Consider the following 22,940-nt stretch of genomic DNA (forward strand, 5'->3'; position numbering starts at 1 on the left):
AATTCACGATTTACCGGGTAGCAAAGTAAAAAAATGAATGAAATATTTGGAGGTTTGCTTGCAAACCTCTATCTTTGCACCGCTTTTTAACAGAAAGCACATGAGTTTGTCCTATGGTGTAATGGTAGCACAACAGTTTTTGGTTCTGTTTGTCTAAGTTCGAATCTTGGTAGGACAACCAAAGAAAAGCCCCGAAAGAGAAATCTTCCGGGGCTTTTCTTTTTCTCCTATTCTTATTGCTGTTTGTAAAGCGGCATAATCTCAACATTATCATCTTGATTTCAGTAATGGATTGTCTGTTGTAAGAAAACTATTATGTGTCATTTGTTTAAAAGATTAACTGCTTTAATGATTACCTTATTCATAAATGAATAAGTCTGTCTTTTTTCAGCAATAATATCTTTACAGTTCTATAATAAACCCGGATATAGTTTTTAATAAATAGTTGTAGGGTTTATTATAAACGGTATCCGAGTTTATTAAAAACTATTTTCGGGGAATTTTAGAATCCTATTAGAATAATATAAACAAAACGGGAGAAAATCAGTACTGATTTTCTCCCGTCGTAGTTCTTCCATATATGGAAATATATGTTTGATAATGTGCTATTATGTCTTGATTTTTATATAACTCATACTGTTTTTTCTTATTTTGGTTCTTCAAAGATACAAAATAAAAAGGGGAAAGTCAATAGCTGGAGTTATTTAATGGTAAAAGAGGCTTCCTGACTTGCATTGGAGTCCCCGCCTATCCATAGCTTGTATTCACCTTTTTCCTGTCCCCAAGTCATGTCCTTGCGCGTGAAGGAGAGCTCTTCGGGAGAAAGAGTGAAAGAGACTTTACGGCTTTCTCCGGCTTTGATTAGAATCTTGTTAAAGCCTTTTAACTCCCTTACCGGGCGTGTCACGCTGCCTTTCATATCGCGTACATAAAGCTGGACTACCTCTTCACCGTCTACTTTGCCGGTATTGGTGACGGTCACGCTGAATTGGAGCTTGTCACCTTCTTCGGCAATGACAGAAGAGGGCTGAATATCCGAGTACTCGAATGTAGCATAGCTCAAGCCATATCCGAATGGATAAAGCGGTTCATTCGGGCAGTCGATATAACGTGACTTGTACTTCTCGCTTGATATGGATTTCAGACCTAGCGGGCGACCCGTATTCTTCATGTTATAGTAGAGGGGGACTTGTCCTGTAACTAGCGGAAAAGTCATCGTCAGCTTGCCGGAAGGGTTGTAATCGCCGCTTACGACTTCTCCTAATGCCGTTCCTGCCATTGTGCCGGGATTCCAGGTGAGAAGGAGAGAGGAAACCTTGTCCGCCACCTCTTTAAGCTCTACGGGACGCGCTACCACAAGCAGGACAACAACCGGCTTTCCGGTCGCTTTCAGCCTTTCAAGCAGTTGCATCTGCACTTCCGGCAGTTTTAATGAAGTCATGCTTGACGCTTCGCCGCTTTCCTTTTGGGATAGTCCCATTGTGTAGAAAATTACATCCGCTTTTTGCGCCTGGGATATGGCGTCCTTGAATCCGTCAGGTATCTCCTCGTGTATCCGGCAGCCGGGGGAGAAGTAGATATTCTGTTTTCCGTACCTGCTTTCCAAGCCTTCCAGGAAAGTGACGGTACGTTTCGGGTCGGGAGCAAGCACCCATGAGCCTAACATTTCCCGTTTGTGGTTGGCAAAAGGGCCGATAAGGGCAATTTTCTTTCCCTCTTTCACGGGAAGTACGTTATCCTTGTTCTGTAACAATACCATTGACTTCTTGGCCAGTTCTTTGGCTGCAAACAGGTTACTGTCGTTGAACAGCGTATTCTTTTCCTTTTCTTCACTTCCGTAACGATAAGGATTATCGAACAATCCCAGTTTATACTTCAGCGTCAGAATCTCGGCACATAGCTCGTTGACAGTCTCTTCGCTTACCGCCCCTTCTTTCACCAGCTTTTCGCCGTGGAAAAGATAGAGATTATCTACCATGCACATATTCACACCTGCATTCATGCCCAAGCAGGCAGCTTCCTTGTCATTATCGGCGACACCGTGCGCTATCAACTCTTTCACAGCCGTATAATCCGATACGACGAAGCCTTTGAATCCCAACTCCTTTCTTAGCAGGTCACGCATCAGAAAGCTGTTTGCCGTGCAAGGCACACCGTCGTATTCATTGAATGCACTCATTACGGTAGCGGCTCCGGCATCAATAGCAGCTTTGAAGGGTGGGAGATAGGTATCCCGCAATTCTCGTTCGGAGATGTCCACCGTGTGATAATCCCGTCCTGCTTGCGCAGCACCGTAAGCGATAAAATGCTTGGCGCAAGAAAGAATAGTATTGTCTTTCGACAAATTATCCCCCTGATACCCCCGTACCATTGCTGCTGCGATAAGTCCGCCAAGATAAGGGTCTTCACCGGAACCTTCGGACACGCGTCCCCAGCGTGGGTCACGGCTGATGTCGCACATCGGAGAGAACGTCCAGTGCAGCCCGACGGAAGAAGCCTCTTCCGCAGATACCCGTGCGAAGCGCTCTATCTCTTCCAGGTCCCATGAAGCCGAAATACCCAGGTTAACGGGAAAGATAGTCTTATATCCGTGGATGACATCGCAACCCAATAACAAAGGAATCTTCATGCGAGTGTTCTCCATCGCCAGCTTTTGCAGCCTATGGGCTTCCGAGGCACTGAGTGCACCGAACAGATTGCCGCATTTTCCTTCCTTTATCAGTTCCTCGATGTTGTCTACCGAGCCCGTAGGACCTGTTATATTGCCTTTGGTGGGATAGATTATCATTTGCCCCAATTTCTCTTCCAATGTCATCTTTTTCAGGAGAGAATCTACTTTATGGGCGATTATACGGTCAGAGTTGTTATCCGTTGTCGTGCGCCGGTTGCCGCACGACGATAGTGTAAGCAAGCAGAAAGCAGCTATGTACAAAAAGTTTCGTTTCATGAGTTTTTATCTGTAATATTGAGTTTGTTTCACATTCAGCATATCCGATAATACGGCGGTAGGAATGGGCATGGTATAATTGCGCGGCACTTCCAGTTGATTACATAGAGGAATCATCGTTCTGAAATTCTCCTTGGTAATCGGGAAATTGGGCTTGTTGATGGCGTTCCATCCGTTTGTATTATTCAGATGTTGTTCGATGCCGTTGAATTCGTCGTTCACTTTGGCATCCATAGCTGCCATCATATACCCCGGATTCAGCTTGTCTATACGCACCAGTTCATAATACCGATTACTCCATTCAAGGGCTATTTCGAGACGTTTGTCCTTCCATATCTGTTCCAGTAACGCTGTGCCCGATGTTGCCGGAGAATCTTCCAAATTCGCCCGTTTCCGCACGAGGTTCAGCCATCTGACAGCCAGTCCGTCCTCTCCGGCGTGATATGCGGCTTCTGCTCCTATCAGCAATACTTCACCCATGCGGAGCAATTTCAGGTTACTCCCGCCCAGGTTCGTTTGTGGGGCATCACTTGTGCCGACCGGTTTTTCTTGTGCCGCCTTTCTCGAATAGCGGTTCGGCCATCCGGCAGCCAACAGGTTTTTGTTATTGAATGCCACCCCGTTAATCAAGTCACCGTTTATCTTCCGGAACGGGCTGCTGTTGCCCGGATGCGCCATGCCGCTGAGCGGATTGGTAACGCCGAACAGAACCGTTCCGAAATAACGCGCGTCAATAATCTCACCCGTGCTGTTTTTCTCGTACTGGTTGATAAGATTCAGCGTAGGGGCTACACGTCCGTATCCATTGTACGACCTCGGTTGTGAAGGCCGCCATCCGGCAAAGCGGGTGTCACCGTTGGCAGTAGATTCAGTTCCTATCTCGAAAAGGGATTCCGAGCAATAATTGCCTGCTCTCCGGAATATCTCCTCAAAATTGCCGTATAGCGGATACTCATCTTCCATTGCTTTAACAATCTCCACTATCTCCTGATAGCATTTCTCCGCTTTTTCCTGGTTGTGGTTGAAATAAAGCTCGTTGGCAGCCTGGTAAAGCAAGGCCTTTGCCAATAAGCCTTGTGCAGAGCCCAAGTGCGTATGTCCTTGCCAGTCGATACCGTATAGCTCCGCCCATTCCTGTTTGGTGGGAATGTACTTCACAGCCTGGTGCAAATCTTCCACGATATAATCATAGAGTTGCGTGACAGACTTGTCATTAGTCAGCCTGGCGTACTCGGCAGGGGTAATATCTCCCTCTTCGGGCAGGATGACGACCTCTCCGAACGTATTGACCAGCATCATATAGAAGAAAGCACGCACCACTCTGTTCTCTGCAATCAGACCGTTCTTGTACTTGCTCATAAACTCGTCGAAGTAACTGTCCAATGCACGGATATTGATATTGGTGCGGTCGATACCCTTGTAGCTTGCTGTCCATATGTCATTGATGAAATTGGTGGAAGAGGGGGCAATACCGTAAAAATTCTGGAACTGGTTGTACATGCGGTTGTGCGTCACGTTTCCCGCATCGCTTAGTATAGAGCCTCTCAACGCATTGTCCGAAGCGATTTCCCCCATGGTGCTGAAAGCGTCTCCTTGTCCTTCGCCTAATGTAAGTATGGCACTGTAAACGGACGAACTCAGCTTGACAGGGTCGTTCAGGGAGACGGAAGGAGTCATGTTGTGCGCCGGTTTATCCAGGAAGTTATCCATGCAAGAGGATAAGAATCCGGCAATCAGACCGGTTGTTACAGCGGTTATAATGATTCTTTTGTTCTTCATGATGCTTGTTTTTTAAGTTTAGAATGAAAAGGAAGTGCCTATTGTAAAGGTACGGTTGTCGGGATAGAGTCCGAAATCGTCCATGCCACCCCTGTTGGCGTTGCCGGTGGAGCTGATTTGCGTCTTGTAGCCGGTTGCTTTGGTAAACGTGTGCAGGTTGGCTCCCGACAGGAAGATACGTGCGTTGTTCATACGAATCTTTCTCAGCAGCTTTTGGGGGAAAGCGTAGGAAAGCTGCACGTTGGCTATGCTCAGATAGTCTCCGTCCTCAATGAAATAACTGCTGTCGAGGGATGACGCGTCTCCGCGGACAAATACGCGCGGCGTGTGATAGGACGTGCCTTCACCGTGCCAGGCATCCAGCATGGCGGTCGTAAAGTTCTGTGCATCCTGACGGTATTGGGTGCGCCGGTTGTAGACTTTATGCCCCAGTCCGCTGGTAAGGTCTGCCATCAGTGTAAAACCTTTATAAGAGAACTTGGCGTTGAATCCGAGCTGTACTTTCGGGATATAAGAACCCAGATACACATAGTCGTTGGTATCTATCACCTTGTCACCGTTTACGTCCTCGAATATCAGTTCCCCTACACGCGTTCCGTTGATATGCGGCAGGCTTGCCAACTGTTCGTCATTCTGAAAGACTCCGATAGCCTTGTATCCCCAGAAACTTCCGATAGGATAACCTTCCAGTGTCCGGTTGGGGGCATTGCTGATTCCGCCGATATTATCATTAATCTTCTTCACGTTGTTTTTCACAGTAGAGCCTGTCAGGGTAAATATGCCCTTTACCTTCCCCATTTTGGGGGAATAGGCAACGTTCCATTCCAGTCCCTTGTTGGTCACGGTTCCGATATTGCTCGTCACATTAAACTTTGACGGCTGAATCAGCAATGGCATCATTACTTTCGATGTCTCCTTATAGAACCAGTCTACCGATACCGAAAAGAGGTTGCGGAAAGCAGCGAAATCAACGCCGAGATTAAAAGATTTCATTTCTTCCCAAGACAGGGTGGTGTCATACATTAATCTTAGTGCATCGGTCGAATAAATATCATTATTGGGGCCTGTGACAATGTTAATGCTGTTGGCATAAAGTGTCTGTGCATTGCTTACGCCCTTGTCATTGCCCACTACGCCATAGCTCGCTCTGAGTTTCAGTCTGTCCATCCATCGGATGCCCTTCAGGAAATTCTCTTCGGACATTGTCCAGCCGAGCCCTAATGACGGGAAGAAACCGTAACGGTTGTCTTTGGGATAGGAAGAAGAGCCGTCCACGCGTCCTGTGGCTATCACGTTATAGCGTCCTTTCAGGGTATAGGTGATACGTCCGAGGTAGGACACATAACTCTTTTCCGAACCGCCGTCGGCACCGGTCACGGATGTTCCTTGACCTACATACCATAAGTTCCGGTTCTTCCAGGCTTCCCACGGCAGTCCGGTGGCGAACAGGTTGGCATACTGTGTACGGTAATATTGCATGGTGAAGCCGCCCATAACCGTGAGCCGATGGTCTTTCTTGTGCAGGTTGTAGGTCAGCGTGTTCTCCAGTTGCCATGAGTTGTTGTTGGCGCTGTTGTGGGTCAGTCTCGAAATCTTGTAGGGTGAGTTGGAGTCTTCCACGTTTTCCATGAAAGCCGGAAGGAATATCTTTTCCTCGGTATTGGCGTAAGTCGTGGAGAATGATGTCCTGAATTGCAACGGTTGGATAATTTTCCATTCCAGGAAATAGTTGCTGTTGAACCTGTTGGTCTTCCGGTAGCGGTCGTGCGTGTAGTGCAGTAGGGCATACGGGTTGTTGTCTCCCCCGTTGAAGTCGTTTTCGCTGTCGCTGTCACTGCTTAGGTTATATACGGGAGCGTCCGGTAAGCGTTTTCCCGTCAGGGAAAAGACATTTTTCTCCACTCCGCCCTTGTTGTCGGTGGTAAAGAGCATGTTCACGCCGATTTTCAGATTCTTATAAAGCTGGTACGAGGCGTTGATTTTTGCGTTCAAGCGCTTGTAGTCGGTGTATTCTATGACCCCTTCCTGGTGCAGATACCCCAGTCCGGCATAGAAATTGGCTTTTTTCGTGCTTCCCGAAACGCTGAACTGGTAGTTTCCCGTCAGTGCTGTCCGGTTGGCAAGGTCTTGCCAGTCGGTACCTTTGCCTGCCGTCTGCCATTCGGGGTAAGGGATGGAGTTGACGGCATCCGCGTTCAGATAGTTGTCAGCCAGATATTCGAGGTTGCGTATCTGCTGGTACTGGCTTGTATTCGCTAGCGGAAGCAAGCGTTCCATTTCGGAAAGCGAGAAGTTGACGGACGCGTTCACACGGGTGATTCCTTGTTCGCCGGAGCCTTGGCGGGTAGTGGCGAGGATGACCCCATTGGCTCCCCTCGAACCGTAAATGGCGGTGGCAGAAGCATCTTTCAATACGGTGAGAGACAGAATGTCGCTTGTATTGATGGCATTCAGCTCATCCAGCGTCATAAACTGCCCGTCCACTACGCAGATAGGTTCCGAGTCATTGTAAGAGCCTACGCCGCGTATTCTGACAGAAGCTGTCTCGCCTGGTTCGGAAGTTCCCAAGACTTGCATTCCGGGGATTTTGCTTCCGATGGCATCGAGTAGGTTCACGGTCGGGATTTCGCTCAACTCTTTCCCGGAAAGGGTAGAGATAGCTCCGGTCAAGTCTTCTTTTCGTTGCGAGCCGTAGCCGACTACAACTTCAACCTGGTCTAACTGGTTGACAGCCGGATTCATTTGGATACGGAGTTTGCTCCGTCCTTTCAGCTCCACTTCCCGCTTTTCATAACCGATAAACGAGAAAACCAGTGTGGCCCTCGGGGCTGCTTTGAGAGTAAAATCTCCGTTCAGTCCTGACGTAGCACCCCTTTGGGTTCCTTTTATCTGAATGGATACTCCGGGAAGCGGTTCCCCCGTCTCGTCCAGCACCACTCCGGTCACTTCGATGTTCTGCGCTTGCGACAAGCCTGCTATCATAAGTAGGCAAATCGTGAACAGCGTCTTGCACATAAGCTTGAAATACATATTGTTTTTCATATTTTTCTGAATTTAAGAGTCATAAAATGATTATTCCATGCAGCGCTGAGGCACTTCGTACTGCTGTTGCAGCTTCGTCAATTCCTTTTTCAGCTCTGCCGTTATTTTCTCCGTACCTTTCTGACCGTAGATGTTATGCATCTCCATCGGGTCATTTTTCAGGTCGTAGAGTTCCCATACTTTGTCCTGGTAGAAGTACATCAGCTTGTAGCGCTCTCCCTTCACTCCATAATGCTTGTGCACGCTGTGGAAACCGGGGAACTCATAGAAATGATAATACAGGTACTTTCTCCAGTCCGGCGTCTTTTTGCCTTCCAGCAGCGGCAGGAAAGACACGCCCTGCATCTCCTTCGGGACATCAATACCGCACATCTCCAGGAAAGTAGGAGCAAAGTCGATATTCTGCGTCAGCTTCGTGATATGTGTTCCTGCCTTGATTTTCGGGGGGAAACGCATCATCATCGGCATTTTCATGGACTCTTCATACATGAAACGCTTGTCGAACCATCCGTGCTCGCCTACATAGAATCCCTGGTCGCTGCAATATACGATGATGGTGTTGTCGAGCAACCCTTCCTTTTTCAAGTAATCCAGCATTTTGCCTATGCTCTCGTCAAGGGAAGCAATCGTTGCCATGTACTCACGTGCGTAGCGTTGGTATTTCCAGATGGCGAGGTCTTTCCCTTGCGGGTTCTGCTCCCAGAAAGAGTCGTTTTTCGAACGGTAGTTGTCGTTGAACCGCTTCCATTGTTCGGGTGTCATTCGCCGGTTCAGGTGCTTCCACGGGTCGAACCGCAGGGAATCGCTGCCTTTGGCTACGTTCATCTTCAAGTCGTGCCCTTCGTACATGTCGCGATAGATGTTCATCTTCTGTTTCTTGGCGGCTTCACGTCCTTCATAGTCGTCGAAATAGTTTTCGGGGACGGGGAAGTCTACATTATCATATAGGTGATAATGACGCTCGGCAGGCCACCAGTTGCGATGTACGGCCTTGTGGTTCATCATCATGAAGAAAGGTTTGCTCCGGTCGCGGTGTTCCAGCCAGTCCATTGTTTTTTCGGTGATAATGTCCGTGACGTACCCGTCTACGCGCACTGTGTCGTTTTCGGTGATAAAGTCGGGGTTGTAATATTCTCCCTGGTCATTCAGGATAGTCCAGTAGTCAAATCCGGTAGGTTTCGTGACGAGATGCCATTTGCCGATAAGGGCAGTCTGGTATCCGTTTGCCTGGAATACCTTTTGTACCAATAGCTGCGAACCGTCGAATTTGTTTCCGTTTCGCATAAAGCCGTTGGCATGGCTGTGTTTTCCGGACATTACGGCGGCGCGGCTGGGGCCCGACAGGGAGTTGCAGCAGTAGTTGGCTTCAAAAAGCGCTCCCTCGTTGGCTATCCGGTCGATGTTCGGAGTAGGGGCAAGGCGGGAGAATTCGGAACCATAGGCACTGATTGCTTTCTCGGCATGGTCGTCGGACATGATAAAAAGAATGTTGGGGGCGGACTCCTTCGCTTTATTCTGCGCATGAGTTCCGGCAAGCGGGAGCAGGGGAAGTACTGCTCCTAATAATAGTTTGTTCTTGGCGACTGTTTTCATAAGTTGCATTATTTTTTCGTTGTGATGCAAAGAAAAACATTGTTTGGCGAGACATAAAAACAAACAGTGCCATTTGGTTACGTCAGACCGGAATTTCTTAGGAAAACAGGTACTACATCACTACTTCATTCTGCTTTTTATGCTTATTAAATAGATGACAATGAGATAATTATGATTAACTGTATTCTGAAATGGAAACAATCCCCGGATACTTAGAAATCAATGAGGAACTGCACCAAATCGACGCTCGAATCCAGTTCCATCTTTTTCCTCAGCCGATATCGGGCTGTCTCTACTGCACGCACTCCTATATTCAGCATATCCGCCATGTCCTTTGTGCTCATATTCAAGCGCAGCAGGGCGCATAATTTTAAGTCATTAGGCGTCAGTTCGGGGAAACGTTGCCTTAGGTTTCGGAAGAAATGTTCGTGAATCAGGTCGAAGTTCGACAGGAACAAATCCCACTCTTTCCCTTTTGAGGTGGCATTGTCTATCATGTCTATCAACTTCTGATAGTATTTATTAGGATATTGGCTACCCAGCATCCGTTTGTGGTTCTCTATTTCCTCTTTGATGGCGAGCAGTATTTTGTTGTTTTCGATGATAGTCATGGTCGATTGCGTCAGCTCCTTGCCTTTGAACAGGATTTCGTCGTTGAGCCTTTTGTTTTCAAGCTCGATGATTTGCTGTTCTCGTTCCCTTATGATATGGCGCTGCTGGCGTAGGGTTCTCCGGCGGACACCTGCATAAATGGCCAGAAGAATCATTGCCAGAAGGAAGATATAGCCGGCATATGCCCACGGGCTCAGATACCAGGGTGGCAATATGCTGAACGAGAAAGAAGCGGTAGCCACCGCTATTCCTTTTTCGTCGATAGCCCTGCATTTCAGGCAGTAGTTGCCTGCCGGAAGCCGCTGGATATTGATGGAAGGCGTGTTTTGTTTCTCTTGCCAGTGCTTCTCTATGCCGTTCTCTTCCAGTTTGAACTGGAAATAAATGTCCTCATTATAAGCGGGATACGCCACTTGGACTTCCAAACTGTTAAAATCGGACGTCAGCCGACAGGCAGTGTCTCCCGTTCGGACAGGAAGGCTCTGTTGCTCGTCTTTCAGTATATTGTAGGAGATGATATGGTTGAAAATCAATTCCTGGCTGGGGGAAGACGGGTTGGTTTCCGGTTTGTTGGGGATGGCTACAAGCGCATTTTCCGCACACAGGATGGAATATTCGGGCGTGACGGGCACGATGCTTTCGAAGTCCTTGTGCATCCGCAGGTTATAGTTGTCGAACAGGAGTACTTTTTCTATTACCGGAGTGTCGGAAGCCGCCATATTAACCAGGGCTACCCCTCTGTCCGTGATAAACCAGTAATACGTGTTGTCCACCTTTACGATATGCTTGGTATGAGTGATAAATTCGAGGTGAGTATTCAACCGGTCGTAAGGAACGATGGAATCCGAGAGGTCGTTGTAGGTATAGAACTGTTTCTCGTCGGTGAATACAATTCTTCCGCCGACGTTGAACACACCCATCTGCGTGCGGCTCGAATCTCCGATGCAGGAGATGAACTCGTTCCCGATAAAGCTACTCCGGTTCTTGTCCAATTTCAGCTTGTATATGCCTTTTCGGGTGTGGGCTACCCAGAGGTTTCCGTTATTATCAAATTCCATGTATCGCGGATAGCCGTTGAAGTTGGTGAGCCGTTGGCGGAATGAATAGTTACCGTCCGGTTCTATGTCGTAGAGGTTTATCGAGTTATAACTGCCTAGCAGGAAACCTTTCCGCTGTTGCGGGTAATGAATCTCCGTTCCTGCCAGTGCTCCGCCGGTGGGGTACATTTCGGACAGTTGGTTCTGCCTGTTCAGCAGGTAGGTGGCTTTGCTGTGTCCGATGATAAGACCTTCGTCGGTTTTCAGTAGTTTCTGTACGAAGCCGCCCGGCAGGTTCACCCGTTCCGGGGAGAAACTTTGTTCTTGAGACATGAATATTCCGGCTTTTATCCGCCACAAGCCTTGGTTAGAGGCGATATAGAGGTAATCATTCCATAAGGCGACGTCGAAGATAGAGCCGATATTGTTCTCTTTCAAGTAGTGGAAGGAGAAAGAATCGTTGATAAAGGCGAGTGAGAGCCCTTTTTCCAGACCAATCCAGATGTTATTGGATTTGTCCTTGAATAGGGAAAGGACGGTGTTATGCTGTAGCTTGGTCTGATGGTCGAGCTTGTAGAGCAGGCTGCCTTGCGGGTCGAAACAGAGCAACCCGCTGCTGCGCGTTCCTGCCAGCAGATTGCCGTTTCCGGCATAGAGCGCTTCGTTGTTTCCGGAGATGTCCGGAGTTCTGTTGATAGTTGTTTGCGGGGTATATTGTCCCTGGTCGTAAATCCAGAATCCCTGGTTTTCCGTTTGGATAAGCAGGCGGTTGCCGTTGTAGGGCAACATGCTTCGTACAGGGCTTTGAAGGGGAGAATTGGTAGCAGGCAGTTTGGTAAGGCTGTTCTTTTCCAGCCGGTAAAGTTCGTCCTGGACTATTGCATAAATTTTGTTGTCCACTTTATACAGACGTTGCATCATGCCTTTTACCGGATAGAAAGCGACTTTATTCGATTGGGTATCAAAAGAAAAGTAACCGGCGAAAGACTGGAAATAAATAAGGTGCTCTTCCTGCTCGATGCTCCATATGTCCTTGTTCTTCAATTCTTTGTGGCGGAACAGGGAAGAAATGGACGAGTAGACCAGTTTGCCGTATTCGTTTCTTTCGAAATAGCCGAATTCTTCGTAGCTGCCGATGTAGATACGGTCGTCCGGTGCGATATGTAGGGAGCGGATAGTCCGGTTCTCGTTGGTGGTATATGTCTGCCATGTCTTTCCATCGTAGCAGACCAGACCGTAGCGGTTGGCGATGTAGATAATGCCTTTGCTGTCTTGCTCAATGTCCCAGTTTGGGCACATCACTTCCTTGTTCGTGAAGTTTTTGACGAAGGGGATGGAAGCTGCCAGAGTTGTAGCTGAGGCTAATAGCACGGTAATGAGCACGCAAATGTATTTCATGGTTGCAACATCGTATAGGAAGTTCATTGCAAAAATACAAAACTTTGGCAACGGTACAAAGGGAGATATGAAAACTTATTCTTACTTATATGCGGTTGTGCCTGTATATAGACACTATGATGCCGATACATTGACACGGCTTTGCCTATATATGGACACTGTAGTATCCATATATAGGCATAAGCCGGGAATATGCTCATTCTTACGGTACAACTACTTCTTCTCCGTTTTTGTATGCCTTACCGCTTGCTGAAGTTACGGTAGAGCCTTCCAGAGTATAGTTAGCATTGTTTTTGAAAACCTCGCTAAAGCCTTTGGTAGTTGCTGCGTTTTGGCTCCATCCCACCATATAGCAGATGATGGCATCTTTGGCTCCATTTGCTTTCGCTGATAATATTCCTAGCATCTGCGAAGAGGTATCGGGAAGTTTGTCCGTTAAGAAGCTTGGAGCAGAGTTTCCTAAGAATCCGCCCATCCATACAACGCCTGTTTGAGATTCGGTAGAAATGGTGCTGCCGGATTCGACGGTACATTTCGCGTCCGCCATTGCTGAACTCGTGGTTATTCCCCCGATGATTCCACCTGTATGGGCATCTCCCTGGTTATTCACTTTTATCGTTCCTTTGTAGGACAGACTGCCGTTGGAAATACGGGAGCTGTTTGTCCATTCACCAACTATTCCACCGGTTTTTAAGATTCCAGTTGCTGTATTTTTCACGGTGATATTGACTTCCGAACGGATATTGCCTGATAACTCCGTGCTATGTCCCTGTCCTATCAGCCCACCTGTTTGAGCGGCATTCGTTGCCGTGATGTCGATATTGCCTGCGATGGTCAGGTTCTTTATTTGGGCGCCCTGGGTATGAGCGAAGAATCCGATACCTCTTGCGGCGCTTGCGGTGGAAATCTTCATGCCGCTGATTGTTTTATTGTTACCATCCAATATACCGGCGAAAGGGAGTGCATTGCTTCCGACAGGTTCCCAATTTTCCCCGTCGAGGGAAATATCGCCTTCCAGTCTGAAATATTTTCCGGCAAAGCCTGCTATATCGCTTTCCCGCGAATCACGGCTGATGGCACGCAGTTGTCCGGCAGTTGTGATAATCCAGGGACTTTCCGCTGTTCCTTCTCCCGTTTGGGTGTAGTCATCATCTGGTTCCGGCTCCGGTTCCTCATCTTTGGCTACGGTTGTTTCAAACGTGTGCTGCTTTCCCTTTTCAAAGGTGATACCTTCCAGGGTGGCAGTATAAACTTCATCGTTTGCATCCGTAACGGATACGGTAAACTGCTTGCCGCTCAAATCGACGGGAAAGATTACTAGGTTTGCTTCCAACTCCTGCAAAGTTTCGCAATCTTTCAGGTTCAATGTTACCTTGTTAGTGCTTTCGTTGGTTATCAGTTTGAAGTTTGCGGCATCGGCCGGATAGTTATTGCAATTGACCGACTTGATAAAATCCTTGCCGCCGGTACTGATTTCCACAACCGAAGGAGTGAGCGCTTCGGGCAATGCGATTTTGAATGTCAACACGGACATTTGCGGTTGAAATTCAATCGGTTGGATGATACCCTCTGTATAGGTGCTGACACCGTACATATAATAAAAAGCGGAAAGATGGCCTGTTGTGGCATTTCCTTTTTGGGTAAGCATGTTTTGAGTGTCGGTAGGGTCGGTGCCGGGAGCGGGCAGGAGAGTGCCTGTTACATTTGCTTTCTCTTTAGCTTTTCCTGCGGGATAGAATGCACGGATATGGTCGCCTTCCTGCGGGGTAGGAAACGCTTTCTTGACCGCTTCGAACGTAGCCTGGTTCACTTGCGATTCTTCGGTGTAGAAGAGCGTTTTCTCAGCGTCCGCCTTTTTTGCGTATAAAGCGATGGTATTATCCGTATTCCATTGCAGGGGTTCGGGGATGACAGCTTCGGTGGTGGTGATGCCCTGCTTGTTTCCGTCCTGTACATCATCGTCGTCATCGGAGCATCCGCCGATAAATAACGCGGTGGCGAGTACGACGGCACATGGGATAAAATAGGTATTTCTCATACTGGTAAATTTATAGGTTGTTGATTATTGCTTGTCTCCGACTTCTTCCTGGGCCTGCCGGAGTGTTTCTTTCAATTCGTTTATCACTTTCTCGTACTTCTTGTTCCCGTATTGGTTAGTCATTTCGTGCGGGTCTTCCTGTAAGTCATAGAACTCCCATACAGGCTGGAAGCCGGGCTTGTCGATAGAACCTTTCGTTCCGCATGATTTTCCGTAGAAATAAATCAGTTTATAGCGGTCGGTGCGCAGTCCGTAGTGGGCGGGGATATTGTATCCCTTGAAGTTCATCCAGTAACGGTAATAGGCTGTTTTCCGTGCATCGGGCGCTTCTTTTCCGGTGAGGGATGTGCAGAAACTTCTGCCGTCCATATAGCCGGGAGTCCGGATACCTGCGTATTCAAGAAGTGTCGGTGCAAAGTCGATGTTCTGTACGAAGGTTTTACAGGTGGTATTTGCCGGTATTCTCCGGGGATAGCGGATTACCAGAGGCATACGCAGTGCTTCTTCGTACATCAGACGTTTGTCTACAAGCCCGTGTTCGCCCATGTAGAAGCCTTGGTCTGAGGTATAGACGATGATGGTGTTGTCCAGTTGCCTATTCTTTTCGAGGAATTCGAGCAGGCGTCCTACGTTCTCGTCTATTCCGGCGATGCAGGAGAGGTAAGTGCGGATATATTCCTGGTAGGCATCTTTCACTCTGTCTTCCTTGGGCAGTGTCTTGTCGGCAAAGCGTCCGCCGGAAATCTTGTTGTGCACGGATTTCAGTATGGGGCGGTTGTCGAGATTCTCGTACAGGTTGTCCGGTTCGGGGAATACGACGCCTTTGTACAGGTCTTTGTGGCGTTCCGCGGGGGTGAAAGGCGTGTGCGGGGCTTTGAAGTGGCACATCAGGAAAAAGGGCTTGTTTTTGTCCGCCTTCTCCATCCAGTCGATGCATTTGTCCGTGATGACGTCCGTACAGTAGCCTTGGGTGCGTACGGCATGTTTCACATCGAAGGGAAGTCCGCTTTCCATGAAACCGGGGTTTTCATATTTGCCTTGTCCGGGCATGATACTGTAGAAGTCGAATCCTTCGGGCTGTGTGCCGATGTGCCATTTGCCGATGATGGCGGTTTGATAACCGTTCTTCCGGAGTTCCTTTGCCATGGAAGGATGTCCGGCGGGAAGTTCGTCGGCGAGGGTATATACTTGGTTGTGGTGGCTGTATTGTCCCGTCAGGATGGCTGCCCGGCTGGGGGTGCTGATGGAATTGGTGACAAAACAGTTGTCCATTCTGACTCCTTCGTGCGCGATACGGTCGATATTCGGAGTTTTCACGTAGTCTTTCAGTACCGAGGCATATACGCCGATGGTCTGGAAAGAATGGTCGTCGGACATGATGTAAAGTATGTTCGGGCGGTCTTCTGCGGCAAAGGCGGCTATGGTGCTCAGCGAGAGGGCTGCTGTGCTGATGCTTTTTTGAAGGAATGGGGTTTTCATCTTAGGTTAATGTTTATAGTGTCTGTTAATTTATTGTCTTTATACATGTTCAGGCAGTATGTGCGCTTGCTCCATTGGTTGTAGGGGAGCAACAGGGTGTTGATGCCTTTGTTTACTGTGTCGGGAATGACTTTGCGCACCGTATCTCCACAGCTAAGGGTGAAATGGATATTCGCTGAGGCTGTATCGCTCCAGTATCGTATCATATAATTCTCCGTATCGGGATGCACGGTCAAATCGGTTGCCCCTGTCTGAAGGTTGACGGGGTTTTGGCAGAATCCTTCCGTATAGGCGGATTCCCTGAATCCCGCCAGTTCAAGTCCCTTGCGGATAGGTTCGCTTTGCTGTGCCAGTTTCCAAATCAGTCCGGTACGGTAATTCTCGATAATGGATACGATGGGCATTACGGAGATGGATAAATATCGGGAGTCTGCCCATGCCATGCTTGTATTGTACGCGTCTGTAATGCCGTAAGTTCCTTTCAGCCGGGGTGTTTCATAGAGCGAGTTAATGGCTTGCAAGGCATAGAACGGGGTGACTGTGACGGCTCCCATGGCTCCTGTGGCGCAAATAGTGCCGTCATCGCGTCCCTGCGAGGGTGAACGGCCTTTGTAACCTAGTGGTTCCGGGCCGTAACAAGCGCTTAGTCCCCAGTTTTGTTCATCGTACAGATACTCTTTTGGAGCGTCATTCAGACAATATTGCCGGTTTATCAGTGCGTGGTTGGTGCAGAACTCCCAATAATCTGCATAGTTATCCTGATAGATGAAAGGGTTTATCCATAAGAACGGGTGTTGCGTGGTGAAGAGCGGGCCGCCTTTTTCTTCTCCGCCCAGTTCGAACGTGTATCCGTAGGTAGTGCGTCCCTGGTTGAAGAAGTTCTTTCCGCGCCATCCGTGGGTATATACATCTTCTGTAATGGAAAATTCTTCAGGGGCGGATAATGCCAATAAATAGGCGGGGAGAGCTTCGCACGGCCCGGTTATTTTCAATGGGGCGAAGCCCAGATTCTTGTCCCATGCCCAATAGAGGGTTTGCTCGCCGTTGGTGTAGAATCTCCAGTCTATTTCGTTGTGAAACTTTGCTACGAGTTCCCTTGCGTTGGTTTCTGTTGCGTCTTCCGAGTTGAAGTACTCCGAACAGATGAATAATCCCATCATCATAAAGGCCGTCTCTACCAAATCGCCTGCCGATTGTTGTTTAGGGTTGAAAGGCGAGCCTGCTCCCGTCTTTCCGTTCATCCAGTGCGACCATGCACCGTGATAGCGCTCGGCTCTGTTGAGGAAAGTGCACATATCCAAGAAGCGCTGCGCCCCTTCCTTCCTGCTTATCCATCCGCGTTCTACGGCTACGGGAATAGCGGTAGCGGCATAAGCTGACCCGGCTAACGCCACGTTTATTGCGGGGCGTTCCGTACCGATAAGCGCCATCTTGCTATCTTTCTGATAGTCTTCATAGAAGAAGCGGAAGTAGCCCTGTTGTATATCGGTCAATGTCTGTCTTTGTTTTTCCGGCGTATATTCCAGCGAATCGGCAAAGTAGCTCCCTTCGGGAACGGCAGGGAGAGACGGTAGCTCCGGCTGTTCCGACGAGCGGAAGACCGGCTCGTCCGAGCAACTGCACGAACAGGCGGCAGCCAGCAGGAAGGAACAGAGTATCGGTTGAAGTTTCATATTCGATAAGGGGATTAATTGAGTTGTACTTTTACTTCTGCTTTCACTTTGCCATTCTTTAGCAGACGGATGATGCAGCGTTTCGTATCTTTCAATCCGTTACGGTCGAAGGAGAGCAGGTTAAGACCTTGCGGATACTCTTCCGCCCGGATTTCCGAAAGAACCTGCGTGCCGTTTTCATCTGTAATTTGGAAAGAGACTGCACCTGCTTCTTCCAGATAAAAATCCAGTTCGTACATTTTCCTGTCTGGGTGGCGGAGCATATCGTAATATCCTGTGCGTGTATCAGCAATCGCATACGGGAAACCTGTGGAGTGGACGGGAAGGTGTATGCCTGCCTTTTCCATTCCTTTCCGGATATCGGGGTGATTGGCCAGTAGTTTCCATAAGAAGCCGCTGCGGTAGTTCTCTATCATGATAACAATCGGTGCCTGGTCGATGGCGATTCTGCCTTTGAAGTACCAGTTGTCTACAAGGCTGTAACCGTCACCGAATCCCCCCGGAGTGTGTAGCTGCGGGCAGTTGTAATGCAGATTGAGCAACATTTGTATAGAGTAGAAAGGCGTGTAAGGCATGGATGAAAGGGCAGCGGTAGGTGCTATCACTCCGTCATCGCGTTTCGGAGTGCGCGGCTTGTAACCTTTCTTAACGGGCTGGTTGGGGCCTGAACCTGCGCTTAGTCCCCAGTTGAATGCATCGTATTGATATTCTTCGGGAGCTTCTTCCATGCAATAATGCCTGTGTATCATGGCGTGGTATGTGCCGTATTGCTGGTAATCTGCATATTTGTCCTGCATCGTCTTGGGGTTCATGCCCAGAAACGAATAGTGGGACAGGAATAGCGGGCCGCTTAAATGGGCTCCCATGACAAACGGATAACCGTAGTGTGCCTGCCGGGGCTTGAATATCTTACCGTTCTGCTGCCATCCGTTTTCATATACATCGCCATCGACGGCATACTTGTCGGGTGCACCCATAGCAAGGATATAGGTAATCAATGCCTCGTTGTATCCACGTAGTGGCAATGTGAATGTTCCGTCAGTACGTTCCCACAGCCAATAAAGTTCTCCGTCGTGCACGAACTTATTCCATTGTATTGTTTTACGGAACCTGTCTACTGTTTTCCGTATCTCTTTCTCTACAGGATTGTTCTCCGTCAGATAAGCTTGGGCTGCGTAAAGTCCCATCATCATAAAAGACGTTTCTACCAGGTCGCCGGATTCTATCTGTTTGCCGAACTTGACAGGCTGCCCTTCTGTATTCATCCAGTGTGACCATGCCCCTTTTATGCGCTCGGCTTTATTCAGGTAACGTACAAGCGTAAGAATACGCTTCGCCCCCTCTTTGCGGGTAATCCATCCCCGTTCTATCCCCGTCAGTATCACCATGACGCCGAAGCCGCTGCCACCGGTGGTCAGATTCTTGTTATTGACGTTCGTGCCTGCATGAATCATGCCGGTCTGTTTATTGGTGAATTGCCAGAAATGATTGAATGCGGCACGTTGTTCTTCCTCCAATATCACACGTACTGAATCGGGATGATAAGAGAATGTGGAGTTCGCCCGGACAGGCGTGGCATATCCTGAGAGGCATACGCTACATGCCAGCAGGAGACTGAATACTGTTTTCTTTAGTAGGGAGTGATTCATAGCTTTTTATTTTTGGGCAAAGTAAAGCTTTTCTTGCTATTCACTCAAATTCCGGGCATCGTATCGAATACGTCAGAATGAAAAAAACGGAGAATCAGACTACTATTTCTATACTACATAGATAAATAATAGATTGTAAATGAAATTGTTATATTCGGTAAACCTATTCTTCCCCCCTTTGCCGTTTATCCGAAGGAAACCCCGCTTACTGCAAAGGAAGTATGAATAAGAAGCGTGCGCCACCGGTGTAGTTCTTGTCTATTTTGACTTCCCCGTTCAGGCGTTCGGCTATGATGCGGCAGATATTTAATCCCAGTCCCGAACCTTGTTTGAATTCATCCAGCTTTTTGAAACGTTCGAAGACACTGTCCATCTTATCCGCAGGGATGCCTCTGCCGGTGTCCGTGACGGAGAAAGTAATCTTGCCCGGATTCTCGGTGATGGAGCAATGGAGATGTATTTTGCCCTTTTCCGTATGTTTTTCGGCGTTGGTCAGGAAGTTGATAAGAACCTGTTGCATACGCTGTTCGTCCGTGACAATCCGGAAGTCATCCGGGACGTCGGAAGTATAACAGAGCTCCACTTCTTCCGGTTTCCGGTGGGTTACGGTGGAAAGTATCATCCGGCACATCTCGTTGCAGGCATGGGGAGCCATGTTCATGGCATATTTGCCGCTTTCCAGTGCGGATAGGTCGAGAATATCGTTCACCAGTGTGGTGAGCAGCTCGGAGTTGTGCAGGACGAGAGAGCTGAACTCCTGCTTCTCTTCGTCATCCAGGGGCAGGTTCGGGTCGGACAGTAATTGCGAGAAGCCCACGATGGCATTGAGCGGCGTACGGATTTCGTGGCTCATGTTCTGTATGAAGTACGTTTTCATCTTGTCCGCCTGCTCGGCATGGTTGCGGGCGATGGTCAATTCTTCATTCTTTTCTTGCAGTTTCCGGATAGATTTTCTGCGTAGATAAAGATAGAATATCAGGGCGGTGGCAAAGAAACAGAAGAAAATCAGGATGAATTTCAATATCATCAGTTGTCGGTCGGATTCCCCTTGCTGGGCTTTCCTTTTCAGTTGCTCGTTGCCGATACGTACGTTCAGTTCCGATAAGTCTGCCGACTGTATGAGCTGTCCGAGGGAGTCCTGCAGGTGCTGGAGTTCTTTGAACGTGTAGAATGCTTCCTTGTACTTGTTCTCTTTCGAGTAAATATCGGCATGATAAGACATTCTGTCTTGTGGCAGGTCGACGGAATCGGCTATTGCATGTGCCTTTTCGTATTGACCATGGAGCACGTAGTTATAAATTCTCAATGCCTGGAGTTCGTTTTTCCTGGTCTGCCCGTATTTCTCGGTCATCTTCAGACATTCCTGATAGTAGCTTTTGAACTCTTCCGTCCTGTCGAGCACATACAAAAGGGTGCATTTTCTCAGCATGCAGGCATACAGGTTGGTCTGGGTCTTGGCGCATTTGATTCCTTTCTCCGCGTTTTCATACGCCGTTTCGTATTGATTCAGACCTTGTTGCAACATGGATATGTTCCAGTATATGTATGCCAAGTCCTGCTCCGGAAGGTTCTTTTGCGAATATTCCAGGGCTTGCTGGTAGTAGTCCAGTGCCGTCCGTGTCTCTCTCCGGGCATAGTAAATGTTTCCCATCATCCGCAGGCAGGTGGCGATGCCGTAAGGATAGTTGTCGGCAAATGCCTGTTCCTTGATGAGTTCGGCTTCCTGAAGGGCACGCAGTGTGCTGTTGATATTCATCTGGTGATTGACCTTGTAGATGCTGCCGAAATAGTAATATTGAAGGTAGTCATTTTTCCGTGATACCTCTTGGAGCGTGGTTATGGCTTTCTCCAGTTGTTCCGTTTCACGGGTGTTGAAGTAATAAATCACAGGGATGGTAAGCGTAAGGCATTGCGCTTTCTTGTCATTTTTCTGGATGGCATTGGTATAGAGCGTGTCGGCTATCAGTAACCCTTCCGGTTCATTGCGGTATTTGGTCGCCCTCTCATAAAGCAGATAAAGGGAATTGTCTATTTTGTACGGGTTGTCCTGTGCCTTTACGGAAAGTGGCAGCCCGCAAAAGGCAGCCAATAAATATATGAGTATGTATCTAACTGTCTTCATCTTAGCTCTTTGTTATATTCGTATTCTTTGGCGGGAATCACCCACATCCAATTGTTGGCATCTTCCGGGTAGATGGTGATGGCGGCATTGGTCATGTAGTTTCCCCCGTCTTTAAACGTATGGCGTTCGATGGTATCTTTCCGCCGCTTGTAGTCGAACCAACTGAATCCTTCGCCCCATAGCTCGATGCGGCGGTAGAATTTTATCTCGTCAAGCAGTTCTTGCCCGCTCTTGTTGCAGGTGTATTCGGGGTCGCGTCCACTGTCGTGAACCAGTTCTTTCAGTAGTTGGCGGGCTTCGTCCTCTTTTCGGGGTGTGAGATGGCAGTTGGCTTCGGCTTCGATGAGGTACATCTCCGAACTGCGGAAAAGATTGAAAGGCATGGCGCCTACCTTGTCGATGCACTTGAATTTGAACGACATATAGGCATAGACTTTCGCTGATGCGTCCAGGTCGGGATAAAGCCTTTGGGCATAGGCGGTCAGTTCGCTGTCGGCCAGACCGTTGCCTGCTACGCCGCTGGTGTTGTAGGTATATCCGTCGGGATTGAGGAACAGCTTTCTGCGGATGTCGCTTTCCGGCAGTGCGTCAAAGAGTTCGCGGTTGATACAGGCGGGATATGTGCATACAAGCGCGGAAGTTGAATTGTAGGCAAGGCGTGCCGCCAGTGAAGAGGCTCCCAGTGATTCTTCCGCACTGTCGTAGATACTCCATATCCATTCTTGGTTGACGGTGCTGAATCCGTTGAGATATTCGTTGGCGGTCATAAGCGGGTAGCCGGCGCGTGCCAGTGCCGCGTAACGGGCGGCTGTCGCCCAGTCCTCGCGGGTGAGTGCCGCACGGGCGTATATGGCGTAGGCGGCGTCTATGTTGACTTTGTGGTTCTCGTCCCCTGTGCGGGAGATTCCCGATGCCTGATAGGAAGTGATGGCATTGTCGAGGTCTTTGTATATTTGTTCGTAACAAGCCAGCATGGAAGAAAGGGGGCAGTCGCCGGTAGCTAGGTCGAGTCTGAGGACTACGCCGTCCGCGCTGCCGTTCTGTGAGTCACACCAGCGGGGAGAGTAGAACTGAAGCAGTTGCAGGTAGCAGTAAGCGCGGTAAGTCAGCGCTTGCGCGTAAATGTATTTGAATTTACGGCTGCTTTCGGGGTTCACGTAAGTGATGATAGTGTTGGCGTTGCTGATTACTTTGTAGTAATAGTGCCACATATATTCCGTATAGCTGCTGGTGGGGATGGCGTGGGAAGCTCCGTTGAATATCGTGTAGAAGTTATTGCGCGGACAGTACATGTCGGCTCCCTGGTATTCGGCATACATAAGCTTGGCAGAACCTTCGCCGTTGAAAGATACGCCATCGAGCTTATTGGTGGCGTAAGTGGTTTTCATCAGCTTTTCCAGTCCGCTGACAGCATAAGCAGCGTATTCTTCATTTTTGAATAAGTCGGCGGGAGATACTTCGCTGGTGGGGGCGGTATCCAGATAGTCGCCGGCGCAGGAGTAGCAGAAAAGCGGCAGTAACAGGCAGAGCCTTATGAGGAAATTCGGATATTTCGTTTTTTTCTTCATAGT

11 protein-coding genes and 1 tRNA gene are annotated in these 22,940 nt (G+C 48.6%); 1 reads left to right on the forward strand and 11 read right to left on the reverse strand.

Annotation, left to right across the window (positions count from 1 at the left end; genetic code table 11):
- The first annotated feature begins 107 nt into the window (after positions 1 to 107).
- Positions 108 to 181: transfer RNA gene (locus BacF7301_RS05250), tRNA-Gln, on the forward strand.
- A 519-nt stretch (positions 182 to 700) separates the two neighbouring features.
- On the opposite strand, the gene BacF7301_RS05255 is transcribed toward BacF7301_RS05250, so the two are convergent.
- The 11 genes from BacF7301_RS05255 to BacF7301_RS05305 form a co-directional block, all read right to left on the reverse strand.
- Positions 701 to 2,947 carry a glycoside hydrolase family 3 N-terminal domain-containing protein gene (locus BacF7301_RS05255; RefSeq protein WP_167960874.1) on the reverse strand — a complete coding sequence of 749 codons (2,247 nt, stop codon included), beginning with the start codon at positions 2,945 to 2,947 and terminating at the stop codon, positions 701 to 703.
- Between the two features lie 6 nt (positions 2,948 to 2,953).
- The gene (locus BacF7301_RS05260) at positions 2,954 to 4,726 is read right to left on the reverse strand and encodes a RagB/SusD family nutrient uptake outer membrane protein (protein WP_167960876.1); all 1,773 of its coding nucleotides are present in this window, start codon (positions 4,724 to 4,726) and stop codon (positions 2,954 to 2,956) included.
- 18 nt (positions 4,727 to 4,744) lie between these two features.
- Complete coding sequence (locus BacF7301_RS05265) at positions 4,745 to 7,768, reverse strand: SusC/RagA family TonB-linked outer membrane protein (RefSeq protein WP_167960878.1); 3,024 nt, start codon at positions 7,766 to 7,768, stop codon at positions 4,745 to 4,747.
- A 30-nt stretch (positions 7,769 to 7,798) separates the two neighbouring features.
- Positions 7,799 to 9,361 (reverse strand): sulfatase family protein, encoded by a 1,563-nt coding sequence (locus BacF7301_RS05270; protein ID WP_167960880.1) that lies wholly within the window; start codon positions 9,359 to 9,361, stop codon positions 7,799 to 7,801.
- A 212-nt stretch (positions 9,362 to 9,573) separates the two neighbouring features.
- Entirely contained in the window at positions 9,574 to 12,408 is a 2,835-nt protein-coding gene (locus BacF7301_RS05275) for a hypothetical protein (RefSeq protein WP_167960882.1), read from the reverse strand.
- Positions 12,409 to 12,610: 202 nt separating this feature from the next.
- On the reverse strand, positions 12,611 to 14,446 hold the full coding sequence (locus BacF7301_RS05280; protein ID WP_167960884.1) for a flagellar basal body L-ring protein FlgH: 1,836 nt from the start codon (positions 14,444 to 14,446) through the stop codon (positions 12,611 to 12,613).
- Positions 14,447 to 14,470: 24 nt separating this feature from the next.
- The gene (locus BacF7301_RS05285; protein ID WP_167960886.1) at positions 14,471 to 15,925 is read right to left on the reverse strand and encodes a sulfatase family protein; all 1,455 of its coding nucleotides are present in this window, start codon (positions 15,923 to 15,925) and stop codon (positions 14,471 to 14,473) included.
- Positions 15,922 to 17,598: a glucoamylase family protein gene (locus BacF7301_RS05290; RefSeq protein ID WP_167960888.1), complete on the reverse strand. Its 1,677-nt coding sequence runs from the start codon at positions 17,596 to 17,598 to the stop codon at positions 15,922 to 15,924. The genes BacF7301_RS05285 and BacF7301_RS05290 overlap by 4 nt, the downstream gene beginning before the upstream one ends.
- A 14-nt stretch (positions 17,599 to 17,612) precedes the next feature.
- On the reverse strand, positions 17,613 to 19,247 hold the full coding sequence (locus BacF7301_RS05295) for a glucoamylase family protein (RefSeq protein ID WP_167960890.1): 1,635 nt from the start codon (positions 19,245 to 19,247) through the stop codon (positions 17,613 to 17,615).
- Positions 19,248 to 19,452: 205 nt separating this feature from the next.
- The gene (locus tag BacF7301_RS05300; protein WP_167960892.1) at positions 19,453 to 21,369 is read right to left on the reverse strand and encodes a tetratricopeptide repeat-containing sensor histidine kinase; all 1,917 of its coding nucleotides are present in this window, start codon (positions 21,367 to 21,369) and stop codon (positions 19,453 to 19,455) included.
- Positions 21,366 to 22,937, reverse strand: coding sequence for a RagB/SusD family nutrient uptake outer membrane protein (locus tag BacF7301_RS05305; RefSeq protein WP_167960894.1), 1,572 nt, complete (start codon positions 22,935 to 22,937; stop codon positions 21,366 to 21,368). Before BacF7301_RS05305 ends, BacF7301_RS05300 begins: the two co-directional genes overlap by 4 nt.
- Positions 22,938 to 22,940: the final 3 nt, after the last annotated feature.

Source organism: Bacteroides faecium, from assembly GCF_012113595.1.
Lineage (GTDB): Bacteria > Bacteroidota > Bacteroidia > Bacteroidales > Bacteroidaceae > Bacteroides > Bacteroides faecium.

Bases quoted from the DNA above. Each gene is read 5' to 3' on its own strand.
- BacF7301_RS05255 (WP_167960874.1), bottom strand. From the start codon at position 2,947: ATGAAACGAAACTTTTTGTACATAGCTGCTTTCTGCTTGCTTACACTA.
- BacF7301_RS05260 (WP_167960876.1), bottom strand. From the start codon at position 4,726: ATGAAGAACAAAAGAATCATTATAACCGCTGTAACAACCGGTCTGATT.
- BacF7301_RS05265 (WP_167960878.1), bottom strand. From the start codon at position 7,768: ATGAAAAACAATATGTATTTCAAGCTTATGTGCAAGACGCTGTTCACG.
- BacF7301_RS05270 (WP_167960880.1), bottom strand. From the start codon at position 9,361: ATGAAAACAGTCGCCAAGAACAAACTATTATTAGGAGCAGTACTTCCC.
- BacF7301_RS05275 (WP_167960882.1), bottom strand. From the start codon at position 12,408: ATGAAATACATTTGCGTGCTCATTACCGTGCTATTAGCCTCAGCTACA.
- BacF7301_RS05280 (WP_167960884.1), bottom strand. From the start codon at position 14,446: ATGAGAAATACCTATTTTATCCCATGTGCCGTCGTACTCGCCACCGCG.
- BacF7301_RS05285 (WP_167960886.1), bottom strand. From the start codon at position 15,925: ATGAAAACCCCATTCCTTCAAAAAAGCATCAGCACAGCAGCCCTCTCG.
- BacF7301_RS05290 (WP_167960888.1), bottom strand. From the start codon at position 17,598: ATGAAACTTCAACCGATACTCTGTTCCTTCCTGCTGGCTGCCGCCTGT.
- BacF7301_RS05295 (WP_167960890.1), bottom strand. From the start codon at position 19,247: ATGAATCACTCCCTACTAAAGAAAACAGTATTCAGTCTCCTGCTGGCA.
- BacF7301_RS05300 (WP_167960892.1), bottom strand. From the start codon at position 21,369: ATGAAGACAGTTAGATACATACTCATATATTTATTGGCTGCCTTTTGC.
- BacF7301_RS05305 (WP_167960894.1), bottom strand. From the start codon at position 22,937: ATGAAGAAAAAAACGAAATATCCGAATTTCCTCATAAGGCTCTGCCTG.